Below are 24,965 nucleotides of genomic sequence, written 5' to 3'. Positions count from 1 at the left end.
CACTGCGTCAAGAGGTGCTGGCCACTGGTGCGCCCACCGAACCGGCGCCGCACACGCGTACCCCTGAGGGGCCGCGGTACCCCTCCGACGCGCTCCGCGGGCCGCACGACGACGGGCCCGGCGACGACCGGCCGGGCGCGAAGGCCGGGGCGACGGCCGGGCGCCGTGTCGCGTCACCGCACGTCGCGCAGCCGGAGCAGGTACGTCGCGGTGACGGCGACGGCACGGTCGGAGTCGTGCGCGAGCTCGACGAGGGCGCCCGATGCCCGGGCGCCGGGAATGCCCGCCAGCGCCTGGGTCAGCCGGCCGCGCGCGGGTGCTCCCGTGACGCCGGCGGTGAGCCGGTCGACGAGCGTGGCCGCGATCCGGTCCGCCATCGCGGGGTCGCCCGCCAGCACGCTCAGTGCGTCGGACGCGTCGGTGTCGTTGCTCCCCGCCACGATCATGTCGACGAGCGTCGGGACCGCGTCCGTCACCCCCCGGCCCCCGAGCGCCAGGGCGGCGTGCCTGCGGACCACCACGTCGGGGTGCCCGAGGCCGTCGCGCAGCCGCGCGACGGCCTCGTCGCCGGGCATCTCGGCGAGGGCCTGGACGGCGCGCTCCCGCACCGCGGCCTCCGGCGAGCCAAGACCCCGGGCCAGCAGTGCGGGAACGTCTTCGCCCGATCGTGCCAGCGCCCATCGGAGGGCCCCGGCGACGTTCGGGTCCGTCTCGCTCAGGGCCGCCTCGACCAGGGCTTCCACCGGCACCGGAACCGCGTCGCCCGAGGACAGGGCCGCCCGCTGGCGCGCGCCCGCGTTCGACGATCCCAGCGCGTGCAGCAGCGCGACGACCCGGAGGACGTCCTCCCAGCCGGCGGGATCCGCGGCGTGGATGCGGCGGAGCCGGGTGAGCAGCTCGGTCTCCGCCGCGATGCGTTCGCGCGTCTGGCGGATCAGGTCGTCGACGAGCGCCGACGGCGTGAAGCCGGGGTCGTGCAGCGCTCGTTCGATCTCCCGCAGCGACAGGCCCAGCGACCGCAGGCTCTCGATGTGGAAGATCCGCTGGATGTCCTGCTCGGAGTACTCCCGGTAGCCGGAGCCCGTACGGCCCGAAGGGCGCACCAGACCGAGCGACTCGTAGTGCCGGAGCATCCGGGCACTGACCCCGGACCGTCGCGCCACCTCACCGATCAGCACGTCCCGTCATCCCTCCTGGCCGCGCCCGCCGAGGGCCACGACGCGCTTCGCCTCCTCGATCGCGTACTCGAACCCCGTCTCCGGGTCGCGCAGCAGCCGTCGCGTGGCGAGCGCGTGCGCGCGCACGTGCGGGTCCGGGGCCGTCGTCGCCGACAGCAGCGCCGGCACACCCGCTTCCCCCAGCGCGACCAGCGCCCGGCTGAGACTCAGCTGCGTCTCGCGGCCACCGCGCCCGAGCTGCGTCACCAGCACGGCGGCCAGCGCGGACCGCTCATCGTCGGGGACGAGCACCACCGCGGTCCGCCAGGCGCTGCGCGCCACCTCGTCGTCGGCGTCGGTCAGGACCGTCCGGGTGAGCGCGGGCCAGGCCCGCCCATCCCCGATCTTGGACAGCGTGTGCAGGGCCTGGCTCCGCGCCTGCGGCCCGCCCGAGCGGACCTCGCGCAGCAGCCGGGGGAGCGTCATGGACACCGGGTGACGGGTGAGCGCCCAGGTCAGCATGTCGCGCACGAAGAACTCCGGTTCGATCGCGCAGCGCTCGACGAGCGTGTCGACGAAGCGGGGGTCGGGCGTCGTACCGGCCGCCAGAGCGGCTCGCAGCCGTACGGACGAACGGTCGTCCGCCAGCCCCCGGAGCGCTCCTCGCGCATCCGTGTCCGATCGCGTGGTCGTCATCGGAAACCACCTCCTGGGCAAGCAGTGAAGACCTTGTCACCGTGTCAAGGTCAAACGAGGCAGCCGGTACGCGCCGGGCGCGGCGCGGCCCCAGCGCCCGCGCCACGGGAACGGGTGCGCCCCCGCCGGCCACACCGTGCCGGCGGCACAGGAATCCGTACCCCCGGACCTCGCCCGGGGGTACGGCGGTGCCCGGGACGGCCGACCGGTCAGGTGTGGGGGCGGCCGGTGAGGCCCGCGAGGCCGAGTGCCCTGGCGACGGCCGGCAGGTCCCGCGGCCGGTGGTCGGGGGTGGTGCCGCGCAGCCGCCGCAGCAGGTGCGGCGGCTGGAGCCGGTGCGCCTCCGCGTCGGCGAGGAGGGTGTCCGCGCTCGGGCCGTCGACCGTGTCGTCGATGTGGTCCGTCAGTTCGCCCAGCACCCGGTCACGGTCGACGAACCGGCTCATGCCGCAGTCCAGGCCGTCGTCCGTGAGGCCGTCCGGGTACGGTGCCCGGGCCCAGGCCCCGTCCTGGTACCAGTAGACACAGCCCAGTTCGTACCCTTCCAGGCGGTCGTTCAGCTCCTCGTGGGGCAGCCAGCCGGGGCCGCCCGCCAGCATGTCGACCGGCGGGCTGTGCCACTTCACGCCGCTCGATTCGTCCTCCCCGTACAGGACGAACCGGCCCGGGGCCGTCCGGGACATGATCCACCAGGTGCAGCCCGCGTCGTCCCAGTGCAGGCCGTCCCCGTCGATCCAGCAGCCGGTGCGGTAGCCGCTGGTGCGCTCCTCCTCCTCCGTGGTCGCTTCGACGGCGGCGAGCAGCGCCCACCGTGCCCAGAGCTCCTCACCCGGCGGAAGGTCCTCCGGGAGTCCAGGTCGGTGAATGGTCATGCGTGCCCCCTGTGCGCCGTGCCGCCGGTGTGGATCACCGCACACGGTACGGCGCGCCGCCGCCCGCCCCGGTACCGGCTCGGCCCTCGCCTCGGGCGGTCACCTCAGGTACCCGCCCAGCGGGGCGTCCGCGACGGCTGGCGGAAGGGAGGTGTCCGGGTCCGGCGGCGCGGCCGGTCGGCCCGGCGGTGCGGGGGGCCGCCGGTCAGACCCCGGGCGGGCGTACGTCGCCGATGACGAAGCCGCTGCGCGGCCGTGCGGGGATGCGGCGCAGCGAGATGGTCAGATCCTGCTCCGGGACCTCGTACTCCAGGCGGGCCAGGCGGGTCGTGAGGGCTTCGAGCAGCCCGATGGTCATGCCCTCACCCGGGCAGCGGTGCCCGGTGCCCGGGTCGCCGCCCCCCTGCGGGATCAGCTCGTCGCGCTGGACCGGGCGCTCGAGGAACCGCTCGGGCCGGAAGGCGTACGGATCTCCCCACAGCTTCTCGTCGTGGTTCTGCCCGTACACGTCCAGCAGCACCATTCCGCCGGCCGGCACCTGCTCGCCGTGCCAGGACAGGTCGGTGACGGCACGGCCGCCCAGGAACGGGGCGAACGGGTAGAAGCGGCGGATCTCGTGCGTGAACGCCGCGGCGTACGCGCGGTCACCGTCGCGCAGCCGTTCGCGGTTCGCGGGCCACCGGTGCAGTGCGTGCGCCGCGAAGGCGACGAACCAGCTCACGGCGGCGGTGGGACGGATGACGTTCAGCAGCTCCACCGCGGCCGTCCTCGGCTCCAGCAGCTCGCCGTCCGCATGCCGGTGCCGGCACACGCGGTCGAGCACGGAGTCCGCGGGCGCGTGTGCCGCGCCGGACCGGACTTCCTCCACCAGGCGGGACAGCCGCGCCTCCTGCCGCCGCCGGGCGCTGCGGGCACGCCAGTGCCGCGGCCCCAGGGTGGCGAACCCGTCCACCATGGCGGTCAGGTCGCGGGCCAGTGGCTCGGCGTCCTCGTCGGCCAGCGGCACGCCGGCCCAGCGGCAGACCCCGCGGGTGAGCACCACGGCGGCCTCGTCCAGCAGCACGACCCGGGAGCGCCCTGGCCAGGTGGCGACCGCGTCGTCCCACGCGGCGGTGACGTGCTCGACGACTCCGGCGATCCGGTCGACGTGGAGCAGGGGCAGGAAGAGGTCCTTGCGCGCGCGGTGGGCGTCGCCGTCGTAGGTGTGGACGGCCCCGTGCCCGAAGAGGGTGCTCAGCACCGGGCCGGGCATGGCGCCGTGCCGGCGCACATGCCGCTCGTCGTAGAAGAAGCGCACCGCTTCCGGCCCGCGCACGGCCAGCGCCGGCCGCCCCATGACACGGGTGCGGACCACCTGTCCGGTGCTCTCCCGCATCCGGTTGGGCAGCCATGCGTACCCTTCGGCCAGCATCGGCAGCGAGCGATCGACGAGGGGTCGGGGTGCGTCCATGCCGCACCGGTTTCCCCTTCCGCCCCACGTGACACCTCGCGGCCGCCTTCGCCGCCTGCTTCGGTGGCGGTGCGGCGCCGCCGCGACCGGTGTGCCGTCCCTGCGGGTGCGGGTGCGGGTGCGGGTGCGGGTGCGGGGGCCGCCGCCTCGGGGTGGAATAACGCCCCGTCCGGCCGGGCGGCCCGGTGCCCGGCGGTGCGGCCGGTCGCCGTAGCGCGTGGCCGGGTCCCGCCCCCGGCACGGTGAGGCCCTCGCCGAAACGGTGACGTCCGGGCCCGCCGGCACGGGGCAGTGCAGCCGCGGCCGGGCGGACGCGGTGCGCCGGCGTCGGGCAGCCCGTGCCGCGGCTCCACGGTTCCTCCCGGGCGCACCCGGGGGACCGGCACACGGCGCCCGTCCAGGACCCCGGCGGAGGAGACCGGCCCCCGGGTCCCTCCGGGGGTGCGGGCACCGTGCTGTCACCGCGCTCTCGTATGCTCCGGGCATGAGTGAGGGGGAGCCCGGCAGACGGGTGATCGACGGCCGTTTCGCGCTGGAGGCACGGCTCGGTGGCGGTGGCATGGGCACGGTGTGGCGGGCACGCGACCTCGTCCTGGACCGCGCCGTCGCGTTGAAGGAGGTGCGCTCGCCGGACCCGGGGCTCGCCGAGTACGACCCCGGGGCCGCGGCGCTGCTGCGTGCCCGTGTGCTGCGCGAGGCCCGCGCGCTGGCCCGTGTCGAGCACCCCAACGTCGTGACCATCCACCACGTGGTGGACGGCACCGAGTACGCCTACCCGTGGCTGGTCATGGAGCTGGTCACCGGCGGCTCGCTCGCCGACCGGCTGGCCGGCGGCGCGATGGAACCGCACGAGGCCGCGTCGCTGGGCCGCGAGGTGCTGGGCGCGCTGCGCGCCGCGCACGCGGCGGGGATCCAGCACCGGGACGTGAAACCCGCCAACGTGCTGCTGCGCCCCGACGGGCGGCCCGTGCTCACCGACTTCGGTATCGCCGCGATCCGGGAGTCGACGGTCCTGACCGCCACCGGATCGATCATCGGCACCCCCGACTACATGGCCCCGGAACGCGTGAGCGGGGGCGAGGGCGGCCCGGAATCCGACCTGTGGTCGCTGGCGATGATGCTGTACGTCGCCGTCGAAGGCCGCCACCCGCTGCGCAGGGCGACCACACTGGCCACGCTGGCGGCCGTGCTCCACGAGGAACTGCCGCCGCCCCGCCGCGCGGGTGCGCTCGCGCCGATGCTCGCCGCGGCGCTGGTCAAGGACCCGGCCCGCCGTCCGGACGGGGCGGTGCTGGACGCGATGCTCACCGAGGCGGCCAAGGCGCCGGTTCGGGGCCGGCCGCCGGGAACCGCGCACACCGCGACGACCTCGTACCACCTCGCGCCACCGCACGCGTCCGGGCCCGCGGACGCGCCCGCGCCCATGGCAGGGGCAGCGGCCGCGGACGTCGGTTCGGGCCCGCCCGCCGACGCGGTGCCGCCCTCCGGACGGCTTCCGCACGGGGCGCCGACCGTCGTGCCGTCCTTCGGCCGCGACCGTGAGGACCGGGTCCGGCGCCGGAGCCGCGTGCTCGCCGTCGGTGCCTCGCTCACCTCGACGGCGCTCGTCGGCGTGCTGGTGTGGACCCTCTCCGACGGGGGCGCCGGCGACGCGGACGAGGGCGGGAGGACACCGGGCGCGGTGGCGAGCGACTCGCGCGCCTCCTCCGCCGCGCCGTCGCCCGCCGCCGACGCCCCGGCTGGTTCCGGTTCCGGGGAGGACGGCCCGTCCGGGGAGAGCGGGACGCGGCCGGATCTGCTGACACCGGACGGCATCCGCACCGCCCTGGCGGCGCTGCGGGCGGAGACGGGCACGGACCGCATGTGCCGCCTGGTCGTCTACCCGGAGTACGTCGCGGCGGACGTCATGGCCGACGGGAGCAGCACCCGCTACGCGTCCTGGAGCTACCGGCCGGGGGAGGGCGCGACGAAGGGCATCATCACAGGATCGGTGTCGTCCACCCAGAGCCCCTTCAGCGCCGGTGCGTTCGACTGGGACGCCGTACCCGCACTCTTCGAGCGGGCGGAGAAGGAGCTGAACGTCAAGGACATCACCTCCCGCTACCTCGTGGTGAGCGGAGCCGATCCCGCCTTCGGCGACCCGATGGGGATGTCCGCCTACCTCTCCAACGACTACGGGCAGAGCGGTTACCTGGCCGCGGACCACCGCGGCAGGGTGACCCGGGTGATGCCCAACGACAAGGAGTACTGATGCCGCTCACCGGCTGCCGGGTCAGGAGGGGGCGCCCAGCGACCACCCGCAGACGTCGCCGACCCGTCCGCGCCACACCGACGCGGTGGGGGCGCCGGGAACGGACATGAAGGTGACGTCCACCAGGTGCAGGAACCGGTGCAGTCCGCGGTCCGAGGCCTCACCGTGGGGCTGCGCCGCCTGTACCATCTGCGGCAACTGAGCCATCGGCGCCGCCTGCCGGGCCACACCGGCATCCCGCACCGCCGCCTCCCAGCGCTCCGCCCATGTCCGGGCGGCGACCAGGTGCCCGCCGATGATGCCGCCCGGAGTGGTCAGGCAGATCGCCATGCTGGCGTCGGGCTGCGCCTCGACGAGCCGCAGCAGGATCTCCAGGTGCGCGTCGATGTCGGGACCAGTGCTCTCGCCGGCAGCCTGGCTCGGGCCTTCCGTCACCGCGGACTCTCCTTCTTCCGGCGCCATCGGTCGCACCGCGGTACGACCGATGACGCATCTCCTCCCGGGCCCGCCGCACCCGACGGCGCCGCCGCCGTCGCCCCGCTCCCGCTCGAACGTCCGCCCGCGGACCGACGCCGCACCACCTACCCCCGTCCGCACCGTCCATGCCGACGCAGGCCGCCGTTCACGCGGTGGGCCGGTGGCGGCCCGCGGGACCGTCGCGGACCGCCCGCAGGGCTGTTCCGTACGTCCCGGACCACGGGCCCGGAGCGCGGCGGCTGCGGTGGCGGGGCGCTCAGCCGGCCGGCGGACGGGTGAAGTAGACGCGGCCCCAGTGCTCGGCCGAGCGGACCAGGTCCTCGCTGACGCGGTGCAGGAACCTGCTCAGGTTCTCCAGCCGCGCACCGGCGGGCGTGGCGGGGCCGAGGGCCTGCGCGCTGCGCGCCGAGGCGGCGGCGATCCGGGTGTCGGTGCGTGCACCGGCCATGATGGCCTGGAACCACACGTCGTCGCCGATGGCGTAGCGCTCCGCGCGGCGGCGGGTGTCGCGCCGGCGGTGGACGACCCCCATCGCCTCCAGGAGGCCGACGGCCTTGGAGACGGCGGCGGGGCTGACGCCGAGACGCCGCACGAGTTCCGCCGAGGTGAGGCTGCCGCTGTCGGTGGTGAGGAGTGCGGCGAGCACCCTGGCCGCCATCCGCTGGAGCCCGGACCGGACGAACAGGTCCGTGATGTGCGCGCTCACGTCCTCCACCACCCGCGGGTCACGGCCGGCGAGGCCGGCGCCGTCCGGTGAGGGTGCCGCCGGTTCGTGCGTGGTCCGGCGCCGCACCACTCGCTTGCCGGCCTGGTGCGCCCGGTCGGCGTGGTAGTCGGCCGGCCCGCCGTTGCGCATCACCTCCCGGGTGACGGTCGAGGTCGGCCGTCCGAGCCGGCGGGCTATGGCGGCGTAGGTGTGCCCGTCGCGCAGTCCCGCGGCGATCTCCCGCCGGTCCTGCCGGGTGAGCCTTCGTCCAGGCATCGGTGTCCTTGTCTGTCGGTCGGTATGTCGCGTCAACAGGTCGGCACACCCCTACCGTTGCATTAACAGGGAGGGGTCGTGCAACGAACTGTCCGCGCTGGCCTGCATCTTCATCCATTGCTTCACACATACATGATTGACGAGATCGTGTATGCAACGTAATTTTCGCCGAGTCGTGCAGATACTCGAACAGGGCAGGAGCGGTGGCGCGCATGAACGAGACCGGTGTTCAGCGGGTGCTGGACCGGGCAGTGACCGAATTACGGATCCCCGGCATCGTGGCGGACGTCAGGGACGGGGACCGGAGGTGGTTCGGCGCCGCCGGTGTGGCCGACATGGTGACGGGACGTCCGCGTCGGCCGGGGGAGTACGCGCACATCGGCAGCGGCGGCAAAGCCTTCATCGCCACCGTGCTGCTGGCCCTCGAAGCCGAGGGCAGGCTGAGCATCGACGACCCGGTGAACACCTGGCTCCCGGGCGTGCTGAACCGCAACGGCTACGACGGCGACCGGATCACCATCAGGCATCTGCTCAGCAACACCAGCGGCCTGTTCTCCACCGGCCTGGCACCGGAACTGACCAGCCGGTACGCCACCCGTGCCGCCTTCCTCCGGCACCGCTTCACCGGCCTGTCCACCGACGACCTGCTCAGGATGACGGTGTCCCGGCCGCCGGTCGGCGGGCCCGGGGAGCGCTTCGAGTACTCCAACGGCGGCTTCCACCTCGCCGAAGCCGTCATCGAGAAGGTCACCGGCAACAGCCTCGCCGAGGAGATCGACCGGAGGATCGTCCGGCCGCTCGGCCTGACCCGCACCTATGTACGTCCCGCCGAGGACACCGGGTACCCCGATCCCCACCCGCGGGCCTACTCGACGCTGTTCTACAAGGACGGCACCGACCCGGCCGCGGTCACCCCGGAGAACTGGGAGTCGGTGATGGAGGAACCCGGACTGGAACCCCTCGACGTCACCGAGTTCAACACCTCGTGGGTGCCCGGAAACGTCATCTCGACCACCGGGGACATGCTCGAAGTCGTCGGTGCGCTGGCCGGCGGAACACTGCTGCCCGCGGCCCAGCATCGCGCGATGTGGACCACGGTCTCCACCGAGGACGGCAACTGGATGCCGTACGCCCGGTACGGACTCGGTGTGTTCGAGTTCGACGAGGCGGCGACGGACGGCCTGACGCTGCGCGGTGTGGGCGGCAGCTACTGGGGATGCCTCTTCTACACCGTGAGCACCGCCGACGGCGCTCATGCCGTCTCCCTGCAGACGAACACCGAGTGGAAGTCCTGGGACGTCCTCTTCCAGGTCGTCGAAGCGGAGTTCGGCGTCTCCGTCGGCAGGTGAGACCGTCACCGCCGGCGGGCGACGCCGGCGGGCACGGAACGGCCGGGCTGCGACCGGCGCAACCTCCTGACTCGAGGACGGGACGCGTCTACCCCTGCACGTCTCCGAGGGTCGAGGCCGTCACCGGGGTGCCGTGGGGGAGGTCGCCGGGCGGCATGCCCGGGTGGTGCCCGGCCGGCGGCCCGGCGGGTGCCGCGTCAGCGGCAAGCTTCAGGCGCGAGACGATGCGGTAGCGGTCACCGCGGTCGACCCCAACGGCCCTCCGGTGTCCAAGGACGGGCTGCGGTTGGTGTTCAGAAAGCTCGGTATCCAGCCCCGGAGGCTCCGCATCGACCGGCTGCTCGATGAGGCACACGAAACTGCCGACCCCGTGCACCTGATGCGCGTCTTCGGGATCTCCGACACGACCGCACTGAAGTACGTCAGAGCAGCCCACCCCCACCGATTCGGGCCAGAGCCCACCCAAGCCAGATCGGCAGTCCCGAACCCCGGGTACAGCCGAGGTACGCACCAAAGGGGCGATGAGTTGATCTCGATGCGACTTCGCACGTGGTCAGCACAGTGAAGCCGCAGTAAATGCGTACACCTCGCCCTGGCGGCCGGATTGCCCCGCCGCAGGTCGCGATGATCACGGCAGGGGCTCCGTCGCAGTAAATCCGGTATTTACTGCGGCATCTCTCACCGCAGCCCTGAGCATTACGCAGTGGTACACGCCACCTGGCCGTAGTTATACGAGAACAGGGCCAGAACGGAAGGTGCCTGCCGGTACTCGGCATGACGGGACGGGGCCGCAACCTGCGCCCGTAGCCAGCGCTTTTGTCCCGGGCCTCGGACGAGCAGCACACGGCGTCTTACCGATCGGCACCGAGCTGCTGCCCGAAGCCATCGACATCCAGCACGGGCAGTGCCTCCCGAACTGCCCGAGAAACGCTGCTCCTCGTCATCGACAGAGCCACCGGCTCGCCGAATGGGGTCGCGGTCGACGACAGCAGCCGCCGCGGGACCGTGACCCAGGTGTCCTCGCGGTGGTCACGCAGCCAGACGAGCCGGATGGCGTAGGCCTGGTTCGGATGCCACCTCCGCGCGGTAGACGGCATCCGACTGGCCGGGCGCCGGAACCAGCTACGCGCTCTGGGTCAGCAGGCCGGCGTCGATGACCTCAGCGATAAGGGTGGCGCCGCGGCTGTTCTGGTGGATGTGGTCGGTCGTGAGCACGAGACCTCGCCGCCGCGAGATCGTGTCGAGGCTGCGGCGCAGCACTGTGTGCTGGACGAGGACGCCGACGGCCGCTGCGGGCGTCATCTCCCGGTATGGAATCGGCGGCGGGTCCGCTTGGCGCAGTTCCTCGATCTGGCGTTCGTGGAGCGGAAGGTAGGCCACCTCGTTGGTGGCGGCGACCTCGGCGATCATCCGGCTGTACGCCTGCGATGCCTGTGCCGCTGCTCCGTCGAGTTGTTGGCCGAGTACCGGTAGCGACAGCAGACCGATCGTCGCGTCGGTCTCCGCTCGCAGCCGTGCGACGACGGCTCCCAGGCACTGTTGGAACCAGCCTGCCGACGGGCGATCGGGGAGCTGTTTGCGCTTCATGGCCTGCTCGACGGGGTAGCCGGCAAGGCTCGCTCGGGCGTCGTTGGTACCGATCAACACGGTGATCACATCAGGTGGGTTCGTGACGACAGCATCGAGGCGCTGCAAGAGGTTGTGGGCGAAGTCGCCGTTGACGCCGAAACGGGCAAGCTGCACGTCACCGGGAGGGCGGCGTCGTCCGAGAAGATCCAGGTAGTCGACGCTGAACTGCGCGCGGGTGAGGCTGTCGCCGAGGCACGCGATGCGTGTCGTCACGGCGCTTCCTCCGGGCTGGGCGTGCCGACGCGTTCGGTCGGGCGGGTGTCGGTCCGAGGACGGTGGTCGGTGCCGAGGGTCGCAGTGATGGCCAGGATGGACGTCGGCCCCTCCATGTCGACCACGTGCCATACCCCGGCCGGGTTGATGGTGGCCTCGCCCGGCCCGAGCAGAACGCGGTCGGGGACCCCGTCCACTTCGCGGGTGACCGTCGCGGACCCGCTGAGGCAAACGACCAGTTCGTCGCCTGCAGGGTGGCTCTCCCAATGGTCGCCGAGCCCGTCGCCGTCGAAGATCGTCACCATCCGGCCCTCGGCGCCGTCTGCCGCGACCGCGGCGCTGTAGGCCTGGAGCACCTTCGGGTCCCAGGTGAAGCCCTCGACGGGTTTCGCTCTCGATCCCAGTCCGAGGTGCACGGGGGTGGTCCGCAGGTCCATGGCATTGTGTTCGTGGTTGACGAGTCTCATGCCGACAATCGTCTACGCCAGCGATCGGGCGGTCTTGAAGAAAAGGGAAGAGAAGCCGACGCGACGGGCAGACGGTTGGCGGCTACCTGGCTCCGAGGAGGACTTCGCTGCGACGCCAGGCCGTCGGTGATCGGCCCGTGAACTTGCGCCAGTCCCGAACGAGATGGGCCTGGTCGGCGTAGCCAGAGACGGTTGCCACATCGCCCCACGGGAGCGGGTCCTGCGCCGACGCCAGTTCGTGCGCGTGCTCGAAGCGCAAGACTCGGGCGAAGGTCTTCGGCGACAGGCCCACCTCACCGCGAAACCGCTCGGTGAGGTACCGACGGCTCCAGCCGAGTTCCGCGGCGACCGCACCAACCTGGACGCAACCCCGCGCGGCGACGAGGCGGCGCCATGCCTCCGCTACCTCGGGGCGCACCCAGCGCACATGGTCGCCGCAGGCGCCACGGCCGACAGCTCGGAGGAGCAATTCGTCCAGCGCGGTGAACCGCACCGCCCATGTTGTCGCCGATCGGAGCCGGTCGACCAGTTCGACGGCAAGCGCTCCGAGAAGCTCGTCAAGTGGGACCAGTCGGTGGGCGAGCTCGGCGGCGGGCATGCCGTAGATAGCCCGGGCCCCGAGCGGTGTCAGCGATACCTGAACACCTTGCTGGCGTCCGTCGTGGCGAATCGCGACGGACCGGCACATCAGACCGCCGGCCACGCTGCCGAATCGGGTGACCGGTGACCCGTCGTCAACGCCCGCCGCCACCTCCAAAGGATCTGCCAGGCTGATCACCGCAGTGAGCGCGCGGCCCGGCGGGCCGCAGTGCACCCCCGTCGGGAGCCCGCGGAGGTCGAAGCCGACATACGAGTCGACGTACTCCCGCAAGAGGGGCGCCGGACGTGCACCGATCCCGGTGGCCGTGTGGTCCTCCATTTTCGTCAGTGTACGAGCCGCCCAGCCCAGGAAGATCACCATCCAAGGACTGATCACCGCCGTTTGCGGCTGGTGTCGCGGTTCTTACCGGCACCCCGTCATACAGCGCATGTCCGTTGGCCGTGGCTATACGAGAACAGGGCCTAGACATGCCGGGCAAGGCCGCCGACTTCCTCCGCACTACCGAGCTGGACGACGCCGAACGGGCGGTGCTCGACCAGGGGGCGACCGTACGGCGCGGTCAGGGCTACACCCTGCGCGTCAGCGCCGTCTCTGCCGTGCACCGTCAGCTCCTTGCCCGCTGCCAGCCACTCGACGGCGGCCACGGCGTCCCGGCTGTTCCGGCCCAGCGCAAGGCCCGCCGCGAGTACGAGAACCGCGTCAGCACCATCACACCGATCAGACCATGATCGTTCTCAGCTGCCAACCGCTGTACCGATGTTCCCCAAGGCCGAACCCGTCGGCTACTCCGCCAGCGGGCGCCACGTCCCCCTCCGGTTCCCCGCGACCCCACCCCGAGAATCCGCGAACCCGTCGACTTGCGCCGAGTACGACTTCGAGTACCTCCCCAACGGCGGGTGGGGCGAACCGGCCAACATCCTCAACACGACCTCCTGGGAGACCTACCACCCCGACCCGTGGCAGGCGGTCAACCAGCACACCGAGAGCCGCCGGAGCCACGCCGGCTGGCACGACCTCCTCCTCACCATCGACGGCAGCTCCATCAAGTACTACGTCGACGGGCGGCTCTTCGGCACCCATGACGCCGCCTACCTGCCCGAGCGCCCGATGTCCATCAACTTCAACCAGTGGCTGATCGACCTCGACGGCCAGCCGTCCACGACGCCGCGTTCCTACGAGCAGCAGGTCGACTACGTCCTCCACGTGAAGGACCAGGTCCTGACCCCCGATCAGGTCGAGGCGAGAGTCGCGGCGTACAGGGCGGCCGGTACCGGGTATGAGGACACGGTGCCCACGGCCTGAGCGAGCGGAGCCGTTTGTCAGTGGCGTGCTGCATGATGCGAAGAAATTGATCGACACCGGCGGAGCTGGGTAGGCGCTTGGGGTCGACCAGCTCGAGGAGGCCACTCTATGCAGCCCGTCCCCGGTCCGGCCCTGTCACGTGGCACCGAACGCCCGCGGACGGCACGGGCGGAGATCCTGTCGCACCGGAGCCGGACCTTCGCTCCCGTCAGCACCGCCGGCGCCGATCTGCTGCGGATCGTCTCCGACCCCTCGACACCCGTGTTCCTGACCGTGCATGCGGGAGGACGCCGCAGATACGGCTACTGGCAGCCGCTCGACGGCCGCAGCGGCCGGGGCAGTTGCTACGTGGCCCTCCCCACCGACGAGTGCGACGCCCTGCACCGGGCCGGCCGGATCGCCCTGGGCGACCCGGTGGTGGATCCCGCCAGGACGATCTACCGCGTCCGTGCGGTGGACACCAGGGCGTCCGCGACGCGCGCGCCCCGGCGGATGGCCCGCACGGCGTGAGGGGACCAGGGCGTCCCACGACTCCGGGCGGTACCTGAGCCGGTGACCGGGGGTGAACCCGGTCGACGGGTCGGCCCACACGGCCGGCACCGCCCGCGGAGCCGGCCGGACCGCGCGGGCACCGGTGCGGGCACCCTGCCCTGGGTGCGAGCACTGCGCTCCCGGCCGTGCGGCTCGGTGAGGGCACCCGGGCCGACGGCTCGTGGTGGGGCCTGCTCCTGGACGTGAAGACCATGAACAGCGCGACTGGGGTGTTCGGCGCAGGGCCGCGGCTGCCGCTCTCCCGGCTGTCGCGGCCCGTGCCGCTCGCCGAGGCCGACGCGCGGCTGCACGGCGCCGGCTTCCGGCGCACCGGCGAGTACCGAGAGTGAGGCGACGCTCCCACGGCCCGCCGGAACCCGGCACGACCGGCGGGCACCGGCCGCGGACCGGTCCTGGAAGAAGATGGCGGGTTCACGTCAGGTTGTCTCACCGCTCACCTTCCGTTCAACGGCGTCCCGAGGGTTAATGCTCGAAGTGACTGGCGCCGCCCCCCTCTGACAGTTCGTCGTATCGAGAGGACTCCCATGACAGGCACGTCTGCGGGAAGACCGACCGGTTCCGGCTTCGAACGGCGCACCCTGCTGCGCGGTGCGGCAGTGGCCGCGGCCGCCTCCGTGCCCTTCCAGGCCCTCGCCGCGCGCACGGCGGCGGCCGCTCCGGTCAAGCTCGACTTCGACCCGGGCTACGGGCCGCTGAGGCCGGCGAAGGACGAGGCGACCGGGCTGGAGCTGCTCCAGCTGCCGCGCGGCTTCGAGTACATCTCGTACGGCTGGACGAACGACCTCATGGACGACGGTGTGCGCACGCCGCCCGCGCACGACGGCATGGCCGCTTTCCGCCACGGCGACAAGGTGCACCTCGTCCGCAACCACGAGATCGCCGCCGGTGCCGCCTTCACCGCGCCCGCCTACGATCCGGGCGCCGGCGGCGGCACCACCACGCTCGTGTTCGACCCGGACGCCGGTCAGTGGCTGGAGTCGTACGGCAGTCTCGGCGGCACCATGCGCAACTGCGCCGGCGGGCCGACCCCGTGGAAGACGTGGCTCACCTGTGAGGAGTCCTTCTCCACGGTCTCCGGCAAGCGCCACGGCTACATCTTCGAGGTGGCCTCGGAGGGCAAGGGCAATCCCGAGCCGTACCGGGCGATGGGCCGGTTCAACCACGAGGCGGTCGCCGTGGACCGGGCGACCGGATACGTCTACGAGACCGAGGACCGCCCCAACGCCTGCCTGTACCGGTTCGTCCCCACCGTGCCCGGCGACCTGGCCAAGGGCGGCCGGCTCGAGGCGCTGCGCATCGGCGACACCTCCTACGACACCCGGCTCGACGGCGAGCAGTGCTACGGCACCGTCTCCTGGGTACCGGTGGACGACGTCGACCCGGCGGCCGACACGGTCCGGACACAGGCGCAGGCGAACGGCGCCGCGGTGTTCAGCCGGCTGGAGGGCGCCTGGTACGGCAACGGGCGCATCTACGCGATCACCACCGACGGCGGTCCCGTCCGCCAGGGCCAGGTCTTCGAGCTCGACCCGTGCACCGACGAGTTCCGGGTGCTGTTCGCGTCGCCCGGCGCCGACGTCCTGAACAACCCCGACAACATGTGCGTCAGTCCCCGCGGGGGCCTGGTGCTGTGCGAGGACGGTGCCGACACGGACTACGTGCAGGGGCTGACCCCGGAGGGCGAGATCTTCCGGTTCGCCGCCAACACGGTGGACCTGCGGGGCGGGACCGCGGGCAAGAACGTCCCGGCGGCCGACCACCGGGGCTCGGAGTGGGCCGGTTCGGTGTTCGAGCCGAAAAAGGGCAAATGGCTCTTCGTCAACGTCCAGACGCCCGGCATCACCTTCGCCATCACGGGGCCCTGGGTGCGCGGCGCGCTGTGACGCGTCGGCCGCCCGGCGGCGCGTCGGCCGCCGCCCCGGGCGGGTGACGCCCGTACTCCCCAGCGCCGTCCGGATCCGGGAGACCGGCCGGGCGGCGCGCTGCCGGCCGCCCACGCGAGCCGGAGCCGGACCCCGGCCGTCACCCGGGCCGAAGACTTCGCCGGCCGTGGCCGGCCAGCCCCCTCGTGCGTGCCCGTGGCGGCGCACGGCCTCCCCCTCCGGCCCCACCGGGGTGAAATGCAGCGAGAGGGTGATCAGGTCTCCCCATGCCGTGGAAAATGAGTCTGTTCCCGCACGCGAGGGGCACATGGAACTGCACGCCGACCGGCGTGCCGGTGACTCCCGGCGGATAGGATGATCGGCAGGGCAGAGGAGGATCATGGCCGTAGCGGGGTCCGCGGACCTTCCCGGGAAGCCGGAAGCGCCGTCGGCCGCGCTCGCGGGGTTGCTGGACGCGATCGGCGCCGGCGCCTACGTCGTGGACGCGCAGGGCCGGATCATCGCCGTCAACGCCCTCGCCGAACGACTCCTGGAACGGCCTGCCGTGGACCTGCTCGGCCGCGACGCGCACGACCTGCTGCACCGGGACGCCGCCGGCCGGCCCATGCCGAGGGCCCGGTGCCGCATGCGGCACGCCTTCCACGCAGGGCGCCCCGCCCAGGTGGAGAGCGACTACTTCGCACGCGGTGACGGTTCGCTGCTGCCCATCTCGTGGCTGATCGCTCCGTACGGCGGAGCCGGCGGTGACGAGTCCGCCACCCTGGTGCTCTTCCACGCGGTGGACGACCGGGGCAGAGGCGGCACCCGGCCGGATCCGTCGGCCCAGCCCCTGACGGAACTCGAGCGGCTGGCCCTGCTGGCCGAGGCGACCGCGCGGCTGACGTCCACGCTCGACGTGGACGAGACGCTGCGGCGGCTGGTGGCCCTGGTGGTGCCCCGGCTGGCGGAGTGGGCCGTCATCGATCTGATCACCGAGCGGGACGAAGTGTGGCGCACGGTCGTCGTCCACGCCGAGGGGGACACCCTGGTGCACCACGACGACCTCCAGGGACCGATGCCCCCGCTCCCGGAGGAGTCCCCGATGCCGCTGTCCAGGGCGCTGCGCGGGGTCGCCTCCGCGGTGGCCGCACCGGAGACGTACCAGCGCGAGCCCGATTCGGGTATCGCGCTCGAACAGCGCCGTCTGTTCGAGGCCACCGGCATGCACTCCGCCGCCATCGCCCCCATCCGCAGCGCCCGGGAGGTCCTGGGCGCCCTGACCCTGGGCCGGGCCGGCCGGTCGCGGGAGTTCACCCCCGCCGATCTGCCGCTGATCGAGGACATCGCCCGCCGCGCCGGCATCGCCCTGGACAACGCGCGTCTCTACCAGCGCCAGCGCAAGGTCGCCGAGACCATGCAGAACCACCTGCTGCCCCAGATGCCCCGGGTGCCCGGGCTGGAGATGACGGTCCGCTACCTGCCCGCGCCGAACGCCTCGCAGGTCGGCGGTGACTGGTACGACGCCTTCCGGCTGTCCGACGACGCCACCGCGCTGGCCGTCGGAGACGTCGTCGGCCACGATCTGGAGGCCGCGGCCGGAATGGCCCAGCTCCGCAACATGCTGCGCGCCTACGCCTGGTCGCAGCAGGATCCGCCCAGCCGGATCCTCGAACGGCTGGACGAGGCGATCATGCACATCACCGACGTCACCATGGCCACCGTGATCCTCTCCCGGGTCGAGGAGACACCCGACGGCCGGTGGAAGCTGTCCTGGACCAACGCGGGCCACCCGCCCCCGCTGCTGATCAGCCACGACGGACTGGCCCGCTACCTCACCGACGGCCACGGCATCCTCCTGGGAACCGGGGTGGGCAGGCCCCGCCCCGACGCGACGGTCCTCCTGCCGCCCGGCTCGACGCTGGTCCTCTACACCGACGGCCTGATCGAGGAACCCGGGCACACCCTCGACGAGGGGCTGGACCGGCTCCGCCGGCACGCCGCCGCCCTCGCCCACCGCCCGCTGGCCTCCTTCACCGACCAGCTCCTGCGCCGGGTCCGCCCCCTCGACAACGACGACGACGTGGCTCTCCTGACGCTGCGCACGCCCAGCGGGTCGAACGCCGGCGGGACGGCCCCCGGAAGCCGCCGGTGAACGGGGCCCGCGCCGCCGGACCGGCGGGCGCCCGGCCGCACGAGCGGGACCGGCGGGGCGCGCCGTGGGCCCGCGGCGCCCCTTCGGCCGCCGTCCGGGTGCGGCGCCGCCCCTGAACGGCCGGGCCCTGTGCCCGGCCGCGCGGACCCGCGGGACGACCCGCGGTGCACGACCCGCGGACGACGAGCGGGCGCAGCCGCTGCCCGGCCCGCGGTGCGGAACCGGCAGCCGCCCCCTCCGGTCCGCAGCAGTCGCCCGCAAAGCGGACGTGGTGCTAGAAATGGGACATGATCGGTCCTGCTCGCCGGTCCCGGACGAGAGCGGCGCCGCCCCGCGAACGGCGCCGGTCCGGCTCGTCCCGTCACCCGCGGGCCCCGCACTCCCCGGGACGCCGCCTGCCGGCGCCCCTGAGCGTCGGTACACTCGCCGCGCAGGTCTTCCTCCTGCAGGTCCTGATCATGCTGGTGCTCGTCGCGGTGGCGGTCGCCGCCCTGGTGGTACAGGGGCGGTACGGGGCGGAGCAGGGCGCCGAACACCGTTCCCTCGCGGCGGCGGAGGCGTTCGCGCACGCGCCCGGCACGGCCGCCGCGCTGCTGTCACCGGACCCGACGGCCCAGCTCCAGGGAGCGGCGGAGGCGGCCAGACGAGGCTCCGGAGTCGACTTCGTCACCGTCCTCGACCCCAAGGGGGTGCGGCTCACCGACCCCCAGCCCGAGCTGATCGGCACCAGGGCGGAGGGTGTGGGCCCCGCCGCGGAGGGAACGGCCTTCACCGAGACGTTCCACGGCGACCCCGCGGACGCCGTGCGCGCGGTGGTGCCCGTGCGGGACGGCAACGGACGCGTGGTCGGCATGGTCAGCGCCGGGATCCAGTTCGACACGCTGGGCCAGGTGCTGAACCATCAGCTCCCGGTGATGCTGGCCGCGGCGGCCGGCGCGCTCACGCTCGCCGTCGTCGGCACCGCCCTGGTCAGCCGACGGCTGCGCCGGCAGACGCACGGACTCGGCCCGGCCGAGATCACACGCATGTTCGAGCACCATGACGCCGTACTGCACGCGGTACGCGAAGGCGTCCTGATCGTCGGCGACGACGGGCAGCTGATGCTCGCCAACGACGAGGCCCGCCGCCTGCTGGACCTCCCCGGGGACGCCGACCGGCGACCGGTCGGGGAACTGGGCCTCGGCCCCCGGCTGACCCGGCTGCTGACATCGGGCGAGCCGGTCTCCGACGAAGTGCTGCCGGCCGGCGAGCGGCTGCTCGCGGTCAACACCCGGCGCATCGAACCCCACGGCGGCGCCCCCGGACTGGTGGCCACCTTCCGCGACACCACCGAGCTGCGGGCCCTGACCGGCCAGGCCGAGGTGGCACGCGAACGGCTGACCCTCCTGTACGAGGCGGGCGTCCGCATCGGCACCACCCTGGACATCCGGCGCACGGCGGAGGAGCTCGCCGAGGTGGCGGTGCCCCGCATGGCCGACTTCGTCACCGTGGAACTCCTCGACTCCGTCCTGCGCGGCGACGAGCCCACCGGTGCGGTACGGCGCATGCGGCGCACCGCACTGAGCGAGGCCCGCAGCGGGCACCCGCTCCAGCCGGTCGGAGACCTGATCCAGTTCGTGGTGGCCGACACCCCGATGGTGGCGGCCCTGCACCGTGGCAAGGCCGTCCGCGTCGCCGACCTGCACCACGCACAGGACTGGCGCGCCCAGGACCCCGAGGGGGCCGACCAGGCCCTGGAGTACGGCATCCACTCGCTGATCACCGTCCCCCTGCGGGCCCGGGGAATCGTCCTCGGCATGGTCAACTTCTGGCGGGGCGCGGGTTCCCTTCCCTTCGAGGAGGAGGACGTCGCCGTCGCCGAGGAACTGGTCGCCCGGGCCGCCGTCGCCATCGACAACGCCCGCCGCTACGCCCGCGAGCACACCCTGGCCGTGACCCTGCAGCGCAGCCTGCTGCCCCGCGACGTCCCCGACCAGGAAGCCCTGGAGATCGCCTGGCGGTACCTGCCCGCGCGGGCCGGCGTGGGCGGTGACTGGTTCGACGTCATCCCCCTGCCCGGCTTCCGGGTGGCGCTGGTCGTCGGCGACATCGTCGGGCACGGGCTGCACGCCGCGGTGACCATGGGCCGGCTGCGGACCGCGGTGCTGAACTTCTCCTCACTGGACCTCTCCCCGGACGAACTGCTCAGCCACCTCGACGAGATGGTGACCCTGCTGGACAGCCAGGCATCCCACGCCCACAGCGACGGCGCCCCGGTCACGGGCGCCACCTGCCTGTACGCCGTCTACGACCCGGTCGGCGGGCACTGCACCCTCTCCCGCGCCGGGCACGTCGCCCCGGCCGTGGTCGACCCGCAGGGCAGGGTGACCTTCCCCGACCTCCCCCTGTCACCGCCGCTGGGTGTGGGCGGGCACCCCTTCGAGAACGGCGAACTCGATCTTCCCGAGGGCAGCCGGCTCGTGCTGTTCACCGACGGACTGGTGCAGGACCGCGGACGCGACCTCGACGAGGGCCTGCGGATGCTCCGCGTGGCCGTCGCCGGCCCGGACCGTTCGCCGGAGGACACGTGCCGCGCCGTCATGGAGTCCATGCTGCCCGACCGGCCCCGGGACGACGTGGCCCTGCTGGTGGCCCGGACCCGGCTGCTGGACCCGGCCCGGGTGGCGGCCTGGGACGTGCCGTTCGACGTGACGGCCGTCTCGCGCGTGCGCGCCGAGGTCGGCGGCCGGCTCGCCGACTGGGGCCTGGAGGAGGCGTCCTTCACCACGGAACTGGTCCTCAGCGAACTCCTCACCAACGCGATCCGCTACGGCGCTCCACCCGTACGGGTGCGGATGCTGCTGGGCCGCACCCTGGTGCTGGAGGTCTCGGACGGCAGCAACACCTCACCGCGGCTGCGCCGCGCCGCCACCACCGACGAGGGAGGCCGCGGCCTGTTCCTCGTCTCCCAGTTCGCCGACCGCTGGGGCACCCGCTACGCGGCGAGGGGGAAGGTGATCTGGGCCGAACAGACACTGGGGCGCACGGCCGAGCCGGACATCACCGCACTGATCGACGAGCTGGCCTGGTGAGGGCACGAGCGCGACGCACACCGTCGAACCCTCGGCGGCCGCACGGGGGACAGCCCCACCTCGTTCGCGGGGGCCGGCCGCAGTGACCGTCCCGGCGCCACCGCGCTACCTTCCGTGTCCGGGAACCGCGATCCGCGCCCCCGGCGGAAAGACGCTGCCGCCTCCACCAGACGCGAAAGTCCCCCATGACGCGCTTCAGTCCCTTCCGCCCCGTCCTCCGCATGACCGAGACGCCACGGCGGCGGCTCGGCACACTGACCGCGCTGGCCGCGGCGACCCTTCTCGCGTTCTTCGTCGCGCCCAACGCCCTGGCACGTGATTCCTCCGTCAGCACGGCGAACGTCAGCGACACCTTCCGCCAGGGATTCGTCGCCTACTGGAGGTCCGGCAGCGGTGACCTCCCCGACCGGCTGGAGACCGCGGTCGCCTTCTGGTTCCGCTTCCACCTGGTCAAGGCCGGTGTCTCCGCGCTGCTCCTCGCGGTGGCCGTGGCGCTGGGCGTCGTCCTGTGGCGGCAGGTGCGGCAGCGGACCGGCGGGTGGCCCGCTCGTGTGCGCCTCGGGCTGTCCTGGGTCTCGGCCGCAGCACTCGGACTCTTCGCCCTGGTGGCCCTGGTGGCCAATGTGCAGGGCGCGGCGGCGCCCTTCGCGTCCCTGCTGCCGATGCTGACCAGTGGTGGCGCGGACGGTGAACTCGCCGCCACCCTCGCCGAGGTGCGGCACCAGGCGGACGCCTCGCCGAGTCCCCGGCATTCCCCGGCCCTCACCGTGATGGCCGGCGACTTCGCCGTCTACCACGCCGTGCTCGCCACGATGGCCGCCGCGCTCACCTGTGCGCTGGCCGTGACGGGGGTCGTGCTGTGGAAGCGGTCGAGGACATCGGCCGAGGGCCGGTCGAGGCGTACGACGGTGCTCGCCGCCGTCTCGTCACTGCTGGCGGCCGCCTGGCTCGTCATCGCCTTCGCCAATGTCACGAACGCGGTGAACTCGCAGCAGGCGCTGGCCCGCTTCTTCGCCGGGGGATGGTGAGACGGTCCCGTGGCCGGGGGAGTGCGGCGAGTACGGGACCCACTGCCTCCCCGGGGAAGGCAGCCGGCCGACCGCTGGACGGCGAGCGGGACGCGGGGAGGCGGCTGACGATCCGCGGTCCTCGCCGGTGGCCCGGACGGAGCCGGCACCCGGCGAGGGCGCCGGGCCGGCCCCGGCGGCGGCGGACGGGGACAGTGACCAGGATGCCCGGGGACACACGGAGAAGGGACCCGGCCGGTGCCGGGCCCCTCCTCTTCCTGCGGGAACGGGGTGTCCCCAGCGGTCGTCAGCCGCGCACGATGTTCTCGGCCTGCGGCCCCTTCTGGCCCTGGGTCACGTCGAAGGTGACCGACTCGCCCTCGACGAGTTCCCGGTAGCCGTTGCCGGCGATGTTGGAGTAGTGGGCGAAGACGTCCGGTCCGCCGCCGTCCTGGGCGATGAATCCGAAGCCCTTCTCGGCGTTGAACCACTTCACGGTGCCGCTGGCCATACTGCTTTCCTTCGCTATCGCCGGACGCTCCCGGCTGGTCTGTGGGCGGGGCCGCCCACGAGGGGACGGCACCCAGCGTCCGTTCTACCCCGTCACCGCGCGGTTATTCGATCTGTGCGCCCGTCCAGGCGAGCCGCGGACGCAGGGTTCGCTCCGGACAGAGCAAGCAAGGGCCGCCCGCCGGGCACCGCGGTCCGGCTGCGCCCGCCCCCGCCGCGCGCATGGCCGTGGCGGGCGAGGGCACCCGGAGCCACCGGTCGTGCCGTCTCCGAGGGGGTGGCGGGCGGGCCGTCCTGGAGGGAGGCCGGCGTGTTCGAGGGGTTCCAGGAGGAGCGGATCGACGTCGGTGAGGCGTCGGTCTTCGTCCGCTTCGGCGGGGAGGGGCCGCCGGTCGTGCTGCTGCACGGTCATCCCCGTACGTCGGCCACGTGGCACCGGGTGGCCCCGCGGCTCGTGGCGGCCGGACACACGGTGGTCTGCCCGGACCTGCGGGGATACGGCCGTTCCCGGGGGCCGCGGTTCACGGAGGACCACGCGGGCTACTCGAAGCGTGCCGTCGCCGGCGACGTGGTGGCCGCGATGCGACGTCTCGGACACTCGCGTTTCGCGCTCGCCGGGCACGACCGAGGGGGAAGCGTCGCACTGCGCCTGACACTGGACCACCCCGCGGCCGTCACCCGAGTGGCGTTCCTCGACTGCCTGCCGCTGACGGAACACCTGGCGCGGATCAGCGTCGAGTTCGCCACTCAGTGGTGGCACTGGTTCTTCTTCGCCCAGCCCGGCATCCCCGAACGGGTCATCACCGCCGATCCCGACAGCTGGTACCGCGGCGACCCCGATGCCATGGGCGCGGAGAACCACGCGGAGTGGCGGCGGGCGACGCGCGACCCCGACGTGGTGCGGGCGATGCTGGAGGACTACCGCGCCGGCCTCACCGTCGACCGGCGGCACGAGCAGGCCGACCGGGATGCCGGCAAGCGCGTGACCTGCCCGGCGCTCGTGCTGTGGTCCCTCCGGGACGACCTGGAAGACCTCTACGGAGATCCGGTCGCGGTCTGGCGCCGGTGGGCCACCGACGTCCGGGGGCACGGCATCGACTCCGGGCACCACGTCGCCGAGGAGGCCCCCGCGGCACTGGCCCGCGCCCTCACCGGCTTCCTCCAGCCGGACCGCGTCGGCTGCCGCAGCTCCGCACCGGCGCGGCGGGACGACAACGGGTGAGGGGAGCGCGGTGCCGCGACGGGTGCCGCCGCGCGTCGCTGCCCGGCAGTGCAACGTTCCCTGCCAGGGTCATTGCGTTAATCGGGAGCATGGTTGCAATGATTTAAGTCGGCTGAGCTGCTGTTTCATTCATTCAATGCAACTTGACTGTTGAGGATTCCGTGAAGGCAACGTAGCGTTTCCCGTGTTCTGAACGTGACCGGAGCCGTGCGGGCCCGGGGCGTACACCTCACGCGAAGCAGGGGAACCCATGACGCAGCACAGCACTTCCTCGACCGGTACGACGTGGACGGGCATGGTGCCGGTCGACGACACCGCCCTGGCCGTCACCGACACGGGAGGTGACGGCGTTCCCGTGGTGTACCTCAACGGCCAGTTCGCCACCCAGGGGTACTGGCGCCGGACCATCGCCGAACTGGGTCCGCGGTGGCGGCACATCACCTACGACGAGCGGGCCCGCGGCAGGAGATCCGGGCGTTCGGCGGACTACTCCTTCGAAGCGGCCGTCCGGGACGTCGACGCCGTCCTCGCGGCCAGAGGGGTGGACCGGGCGCTCGTGGTGGGCTGGTCCTACGGCGCGGTCGTCGCAGCGCACTGGGCGGGCCGGAATCCGGAGCGGGCCCTCGGCGCGGTCCTCGTCGACGGCGCGTTCCCGTACGACTGGCTGGACGAGGCCATGGAGGAGCGGATCCGGAAACTGTTCCGGCGGATGAACTGGTTCCTGCCGCTGCTGCGCCCCACGGGCCTGGCTCCCCGGATGACCGCCGCTCAGATGGCGGACAGCAACATCGAGCTCGGCCGGCTCTCCCGCGCGAGTGAACTCGGCCCGGTGCTGGCCGACATGACCGTCCCGGTGCGGTACGTCGTCGCTTCGGGCACCTCGCTGGGAAGCCGCAGTGGCGAACAGGAGCGGATACGCACCAGCCTGGAAGCGGTGACCACCCGCAACCCGCTCATCAGGAGCGTGAAGGTCGCGAGCAACCACGGTGCGATCCTCAAGAAGGACTTCCGTGCCATCGCCGGCTCCGTGCGCGAGGTCGCCGCCCTCCGCTCCGAGGGGCACTGACGGCACGCTCGCCGGGGGAGGAGGAGGTGCGGCGGGCGGTGTGCGGGCCGGGGGGGGGGCGGCCCGGTCCGCACACC

The 24,965-nt window shown here is 73.0% G+C and carries 21 protein-coding genes and 2 pseudogenes; 12 read left to right on the top strand and 11 right to left on the bottom strand.

Features of this window, described 5'->3' with window-relative positions:
• Positions 1-173 precede the first annotated feature (173 nt).
• The 4 genes from SGLAU_RS01340 to SGLAU_RS01325 form a co-directional block, all read right to left on the bottom strand.
• Positions 174-1,178, bottom strand: a complete 1,005-nt coding sequence (locus SGLAU_RS01340; RefSeq protein ID WP_043497596.1) for a MerR family transcriptional regulator — start codon at positions 1,176-1,178, stop codon at positions 174-176.
• A gap of 6 nt (positions 1,179-1,184) precedes the next feature.
• Positions 1,185-1,853: a HEAT repeat domain-containing protein gene (locus SGLAU_RS01335; protein ID WP_043497594.1), complete on the bottom strand. Its 669-nt coding sequence runs from the start codon at positions 1,851-1,853 to the stop codon at positions 1,185-1,187.
• A gap of 209 nt (positions 1,854-2,062) precedes the next feature.
• The gene (locus SGLAU_RS01330) at positions 2,063-2,725 is read right to left on the bottom strand and encodes a hypothetical protein (protein WP_043497592.1); all 663 of its coding nucleotides are present in this window, start codon (positions 2,723-2,725) and stop codon (positions 2,063-2,065) included.
• Between the two features lie 205 nt (positions 2,726-2,930).
• A complete protein-coding gene (locus SGLAU_RS01325) occupies positions 2,931-4,175 on the bottom strand; it encodes a cytochrome P450 (protein WP_043497588.1) in 1,245 nt (414 codons plus the stop codon).
• Positions 4,176-4,659: 484 nt separating this feature from the next.
• On the opposite strand from SGLAU_RS01325, the gene SGLAU_RS01320 reads away from it, so the two are divergent.
• Positions 4,660-6,426: a serine/threonine-protein kinase gene (locus tag SGLAU_RS01320; RefSeq protein WP_043497585.1), complete on the top strand. Its 1,767-nt coding sequence runs from the start codon at positions 4,660-4,662 to the stop codon at positions 6,424-6,426.
• A gap of 21 nt (positions 6,427-6,447) precedes the next feature.
• On the opposite strand, the gene SGLAU_RS01315 is transcribed toward SGLAU_RS01320, so the two are convergent.
• Both SGLAU_RS01315 and SGLAU_RS01310 read right to left on the bottom strand, forming a co-directional pair.
• Entirely contained in the window at positions 6,448-6,861 is a 414-nt protein-coding gene (locus tag SGLAU_RS01315; RefSeq protein ID WP_043497582.1) for a hypothetical protein, read from the bottom strand.
• Between the two features lie 298 nt (positions 6,862-7,159).
• A complete protein-coding gene (locus SGLAU_RS01310; protein ID WP_043497579.1) occupies positions 7,160-7,885 on the bottom strand; it encodes a GbsR/MarR family transcriptional regulator in 726 nt (241 codons plus the stop codon).
• A gap of 212 nt (positions 7,886-8,097) precedes the next feature.
• Here SGLAU_RS01310 and SGLAU_RS01305 point away from each other — a divergent pair, with 212 nt between their 5' ends.
• Positions 8,098-9,234, top strand: coding sequence for a serine hydrolase domain-containing protein (locus SGLAU_RS01305; protein ID WP_043497577.1), 1,137 nt, complete (start codon positions 8,098-8,100; stop codon positions 9,232-9,234).
• A gap of 88 nt (positions 9,235-9,322) precedes the next feature.
• Here SGLAU_RS01305 and SGLAU_RS36885 read toward each other — a convergent pair.
• The 4 genes and pseudogenes from SGLAU_RS36885 to SGLAU_RS01280 form a co-directional block, all read right to left on the bottom strand.
• A pseudogene (locus tag SGLAU_RS36885) lies at positions 9,323-9,478 on the bottom strand (GntR family transcriptional regulator); the annotation flags it as partial.
• An 878-nt stretch (positions 9,479-10,356) separates the two neighbouring features.
• Entirely contained in the window at positions 10,357-11,076 is a 720-nt protein-coding gene (locus SGLAU_RS01290; RefSeq protein ID WP_043497571.1) for an SGNH/GDSL hydrolase family protein, read from the bottom strand.
• On the bottom strand, positions 11,073-11,543 hold the full coding sequence (locus SGLAU_RS01285) for a cupin domain-containing protein (protein WP_043497569.1): 471 nt from the start codon (positions 11,541-11,543) through the stop codon (positions 11,073-11,075). The genes SGLAU_RS01290 and SGLAU_RS01285 overlap by 4 nt, the downstream gene beginning before the upstream one ends.
• A gap of 82 nt (positions 11,544-11,625) precedes the next feature.
• The gene (locus tag SGLAU_RS01280; RefSeq protein ID WP_043506125.1) at positions 11,626-12,462 is read right to left on the bottom strand and encodes a helix-turn-helix domain-containing protein; all 837 of its coding nucleotides are present in this window, start codon (positions 12,460-12,462) and stop codon (positions 11,626-11,628) included.
• A gap of 122 nt (positions 12,463-12,584) precedes the next feature.
• On the opposite strand from SGLAU_RS01280, the gene SGLAU_RS01275 reads away from it, so the two are divergent.
• From SGLAU_RS01275 to SGLAU_RS01240, 8 genes and pseudogenes are all read left to right on the top strand, one after another.
• Positions 12,585-12,872, top strand: coding sequence for a hypothetical protein (locus SGLAU_RS01275; RefSeq protein ID WP_244315154.1), 288 nt, complete (start codon positions 12,585-12,587; stop codon positions 12,870-12,872).
• 133 nt (positions 12,873-13,005) lie between these two features.
• Positions 13,006-13,446: pseudogene (locus SGLAU_RS01270) on the top strand (glycoside hydrolase family 16 protein); the annotation flags it as partial.
• A gap of 108 nt (positions 13,447-13,554) precedes the next feature.
• A complete protein-coding gene (locus SGLAU_RS01265) occupies positions 13,555-13,956 on the top strand; it encodes a hypothetical protein (RefSeq protein WP_043497567.1) in 402 nt (133 codons plus the stop codon).
• 167 nt (positions 13,957-14,123) lie between these two features.
• The gene (locus SGLAU_RS01260) at positions 14,124-14,327 is read left to right on the top strand and encodes a hypothetical protein (RefSeq protein ID WP_043497565.1); all 204 of its coding nucleotides are present in this window, start codon (positions 14,124-14,126) and stop codon (positions 14,325-14,327) included.
• A 195-nt stretch (positions 14,328-14,522) separates the two neighbouring features.
• Positions 14,523-15,881, top strand: coding sequence for an alkaline phosphatase PhoX (locus SGLAU_RS01255; protein WP_043497563.1), 1,359 nt, complete (start codon positions 14,523-14,525; stop codon positions 15,879-15,881).
• Between the two features lie 379 nt (positions 15,882-16,260).
• Complete coding sequence (locus SGLAU_RS01250; protein WP_043497561.1) at positions 16,261-18,012, top strand: SpoIIE family protein phosphatase; 1,752 nt, start codon at positions 16,261-16,263, stop codon at positions 18,010-18,012.
• 287 nt (positions 18,013-18,299) lie between these two features.
• The gene (locus SGLAU_RS01245) at positions 18,300-21,083 is read left to right on the top strand and encodes a SpoIIE family protein phosphatase (protein ID WP_078957540.1); all 2,784 of its coding nucleotides are present in this window, start codon (positions 18,300-18,302) and stop codon (positions 21,081-21,083) included.
• A 221-nt stretch (positions 21,084-21,304) separates the two neighbouring features.
• A complete protein-coding gene (locus SGLAU_RS01240) occupies positions 21,305-22,111 on the top strand; it encodes a hypothetical protein (protein WP_043506122.1) in 807 nt (268 codons plus the stop codon).
• A 286-nt stretch (positions 22,112-22,397) separates the two neighbouring features.
• Here the strand turns inward: SGLAU_RS01240 and SGLAU_RS01235 are convergent, their stop codons facing one another.
• Positions 22,398-22,601: a cold-shock protein gene (locus SGLAU_RS01235; RefSeq protein WP_043497556.1), complete on the bottom strand. Its 204-nt coding sequence runs from the start codon at positions 22,599-22,601 to the stop codon at positions 22,398-22,400.
• Positions 22,602-22,910: 309 nt separating this feature from the next.
• Between SGLAU_RS01235 and SGLAU_RS01230 the strand changes: the two genes are divergently transcribed.
• Together SGLAU_RS01230 and SGLAU_RS01225 are read left to right on the top strand one after the other, a co-directional pair.
• The gene (locus SGLAU_RS01230) at positions 22,911-23,822 is read left to right on the top strand and encodes an alpha/beta fold hydrolase (protein WP_052413555.1); all 912 of its coding nucleotides are present in this window, start codon (positions 22,911-22,913) and stop codon (positions 23,820-23,822) included.
• Between the two features lie 250 nt (positions 23,823-24,072).
• Positions 24,073-24,888: an alpha/beta fold hydrolase gene (locus SGLAU_RS01225; RefSeq protein ID WP_043497554.1), complete on the top strand. Its 816-nt coding sequence runs from the start codon at positions 24,073-24,075 to the stop codon at positions 24,886-24,888.
• Positions 24,889-24,965: the final 77 nt, after the last annotated feature.

It is taken from the genome of Streptomyces glaucescens (genome assembly GCF_000761215.1).
Taxonomy (GTDB): Bacteria; Actinomycetota; Actinomycetes; order Streptomycetales; family Streptomycetaceae; genus Streptomyces; species Streptomyces glaucescens_B.
Note: the sequence above shows the minus strand (reverse complement) of the source record. Positions and strands in the feature narration are given on the sequence as shown.

Excerpts from the sequence above, each read along its gene's own strand:
- SGLAU_RS01335 (WP_043497594.1), bottom strand. The coding sequence starts at position 1,853 with ATGACGACCACGCGATCGGACACGGATGCGCGAGGAGCGCTCCGGGGG.
- SGLAU_RS01330 (WP_043497592.1), bottom strand. The coding sequence starts at position 2,725 with ATGACCATTCACCGACCTGGACTCCCGGAGGACCTTCCGCCGGGTGAG.
- SGLAU_RS01325 (WP_043497588.1), bottom strand. The coding sequence starts at position 4,175 with ATGGACGCACCCCGACCCCTCGTCGATCGCTCGCTGCCGATGCTGGCC.
- SGLAU_RS01320 (WP_043497585.1), top strand. The coding sequence starts at position 4,660 with ATGAGTGAGGGGGAGCCCGGCAGACGGGTGATCGACGGCCGTTTCGCG.
- SGLAU_RS01310 (WP_043497579.1), bottom strand. The coding sequence starts at position 7,885 with ATGCCTGGACGAAGGCTCACCCGGCAGGACCGGCGGGAGATCGCCGCG.
- SGLAU_RS01305 (WP_043497577.1), top strand. The coding sequence starts at position 8,098 with ATGAACGAGACCGGTGTTCAGCGGGTGCTGGACCGGGCAGTGACCGAA.
- SGLAU_RS01285 (WP_043497569.1), bottom strand. The coding sequence starts at position 11,543 with ATGAGACTCGTCAACCACGAACACAATGCCATGGACCTGCGGACCACC.
- SGLAU_RS01280 (WP_043506125.1), bottom strand. The coding sequence starts at position 12,462 with ATGGAGGACCACACGGCCACCGGGATCGGTGCACGTCCGGCGCCCCTC.
- SGLAU_RS01265 (WP_043497567.1), top strand. The coding sequence starts at position 13,555 with ATGCAGCCCGTCCCCGGTCCGGCCCTGTCACGTGGCACCGAACGCCCG.
- SGLAU_RS01255 (WP_043497563.1), top strand. The coding sequence starts at position 14,523 with ATGACAGGCACGTCTGCGGGAAGACCGACCGGTTCCGGCTTCGAACGG.
- SGLAU_RS01250 (WP_043497561.1), top strand. The coding sequence starts at position 16,261 with ATGGCCGTAGCGGGGTCCGCGGACCTTCCCGGGAAGCCGGAAGCGCCG.
- SGLAU_RS01245 (WP_078957540.1), top strand. The coding sequence starts at position 18,300 with ATGATCGGTCCTGCTCGCCGGTCCCGGACGAGAGCGGCGCCGCCCCGC.
- SGLAU_RS01240 (WP_043506122.1), top strand. The coding sequence starts at position 21,305 with ATGACCGAGACGCCACGGCGGCGGCTCGGCACACTGACCGCGCTGGCC.
- SGLAU_RS01235 (WP_043497556.1), bottom strand. The coding sequence starts at position 22,601 with ATGGCCAGCGGCACCGTGAAGTGGTTCAACGCCGAGAAGGGCTTCGGA.
- SGLAU_RS01225 (WP_043497554.1), top strand. The coding sequence starts at position 24,073 with ATGACGCAGCACAGCACTTCCTCGACCGGTACGACGTGGACGGGCATG.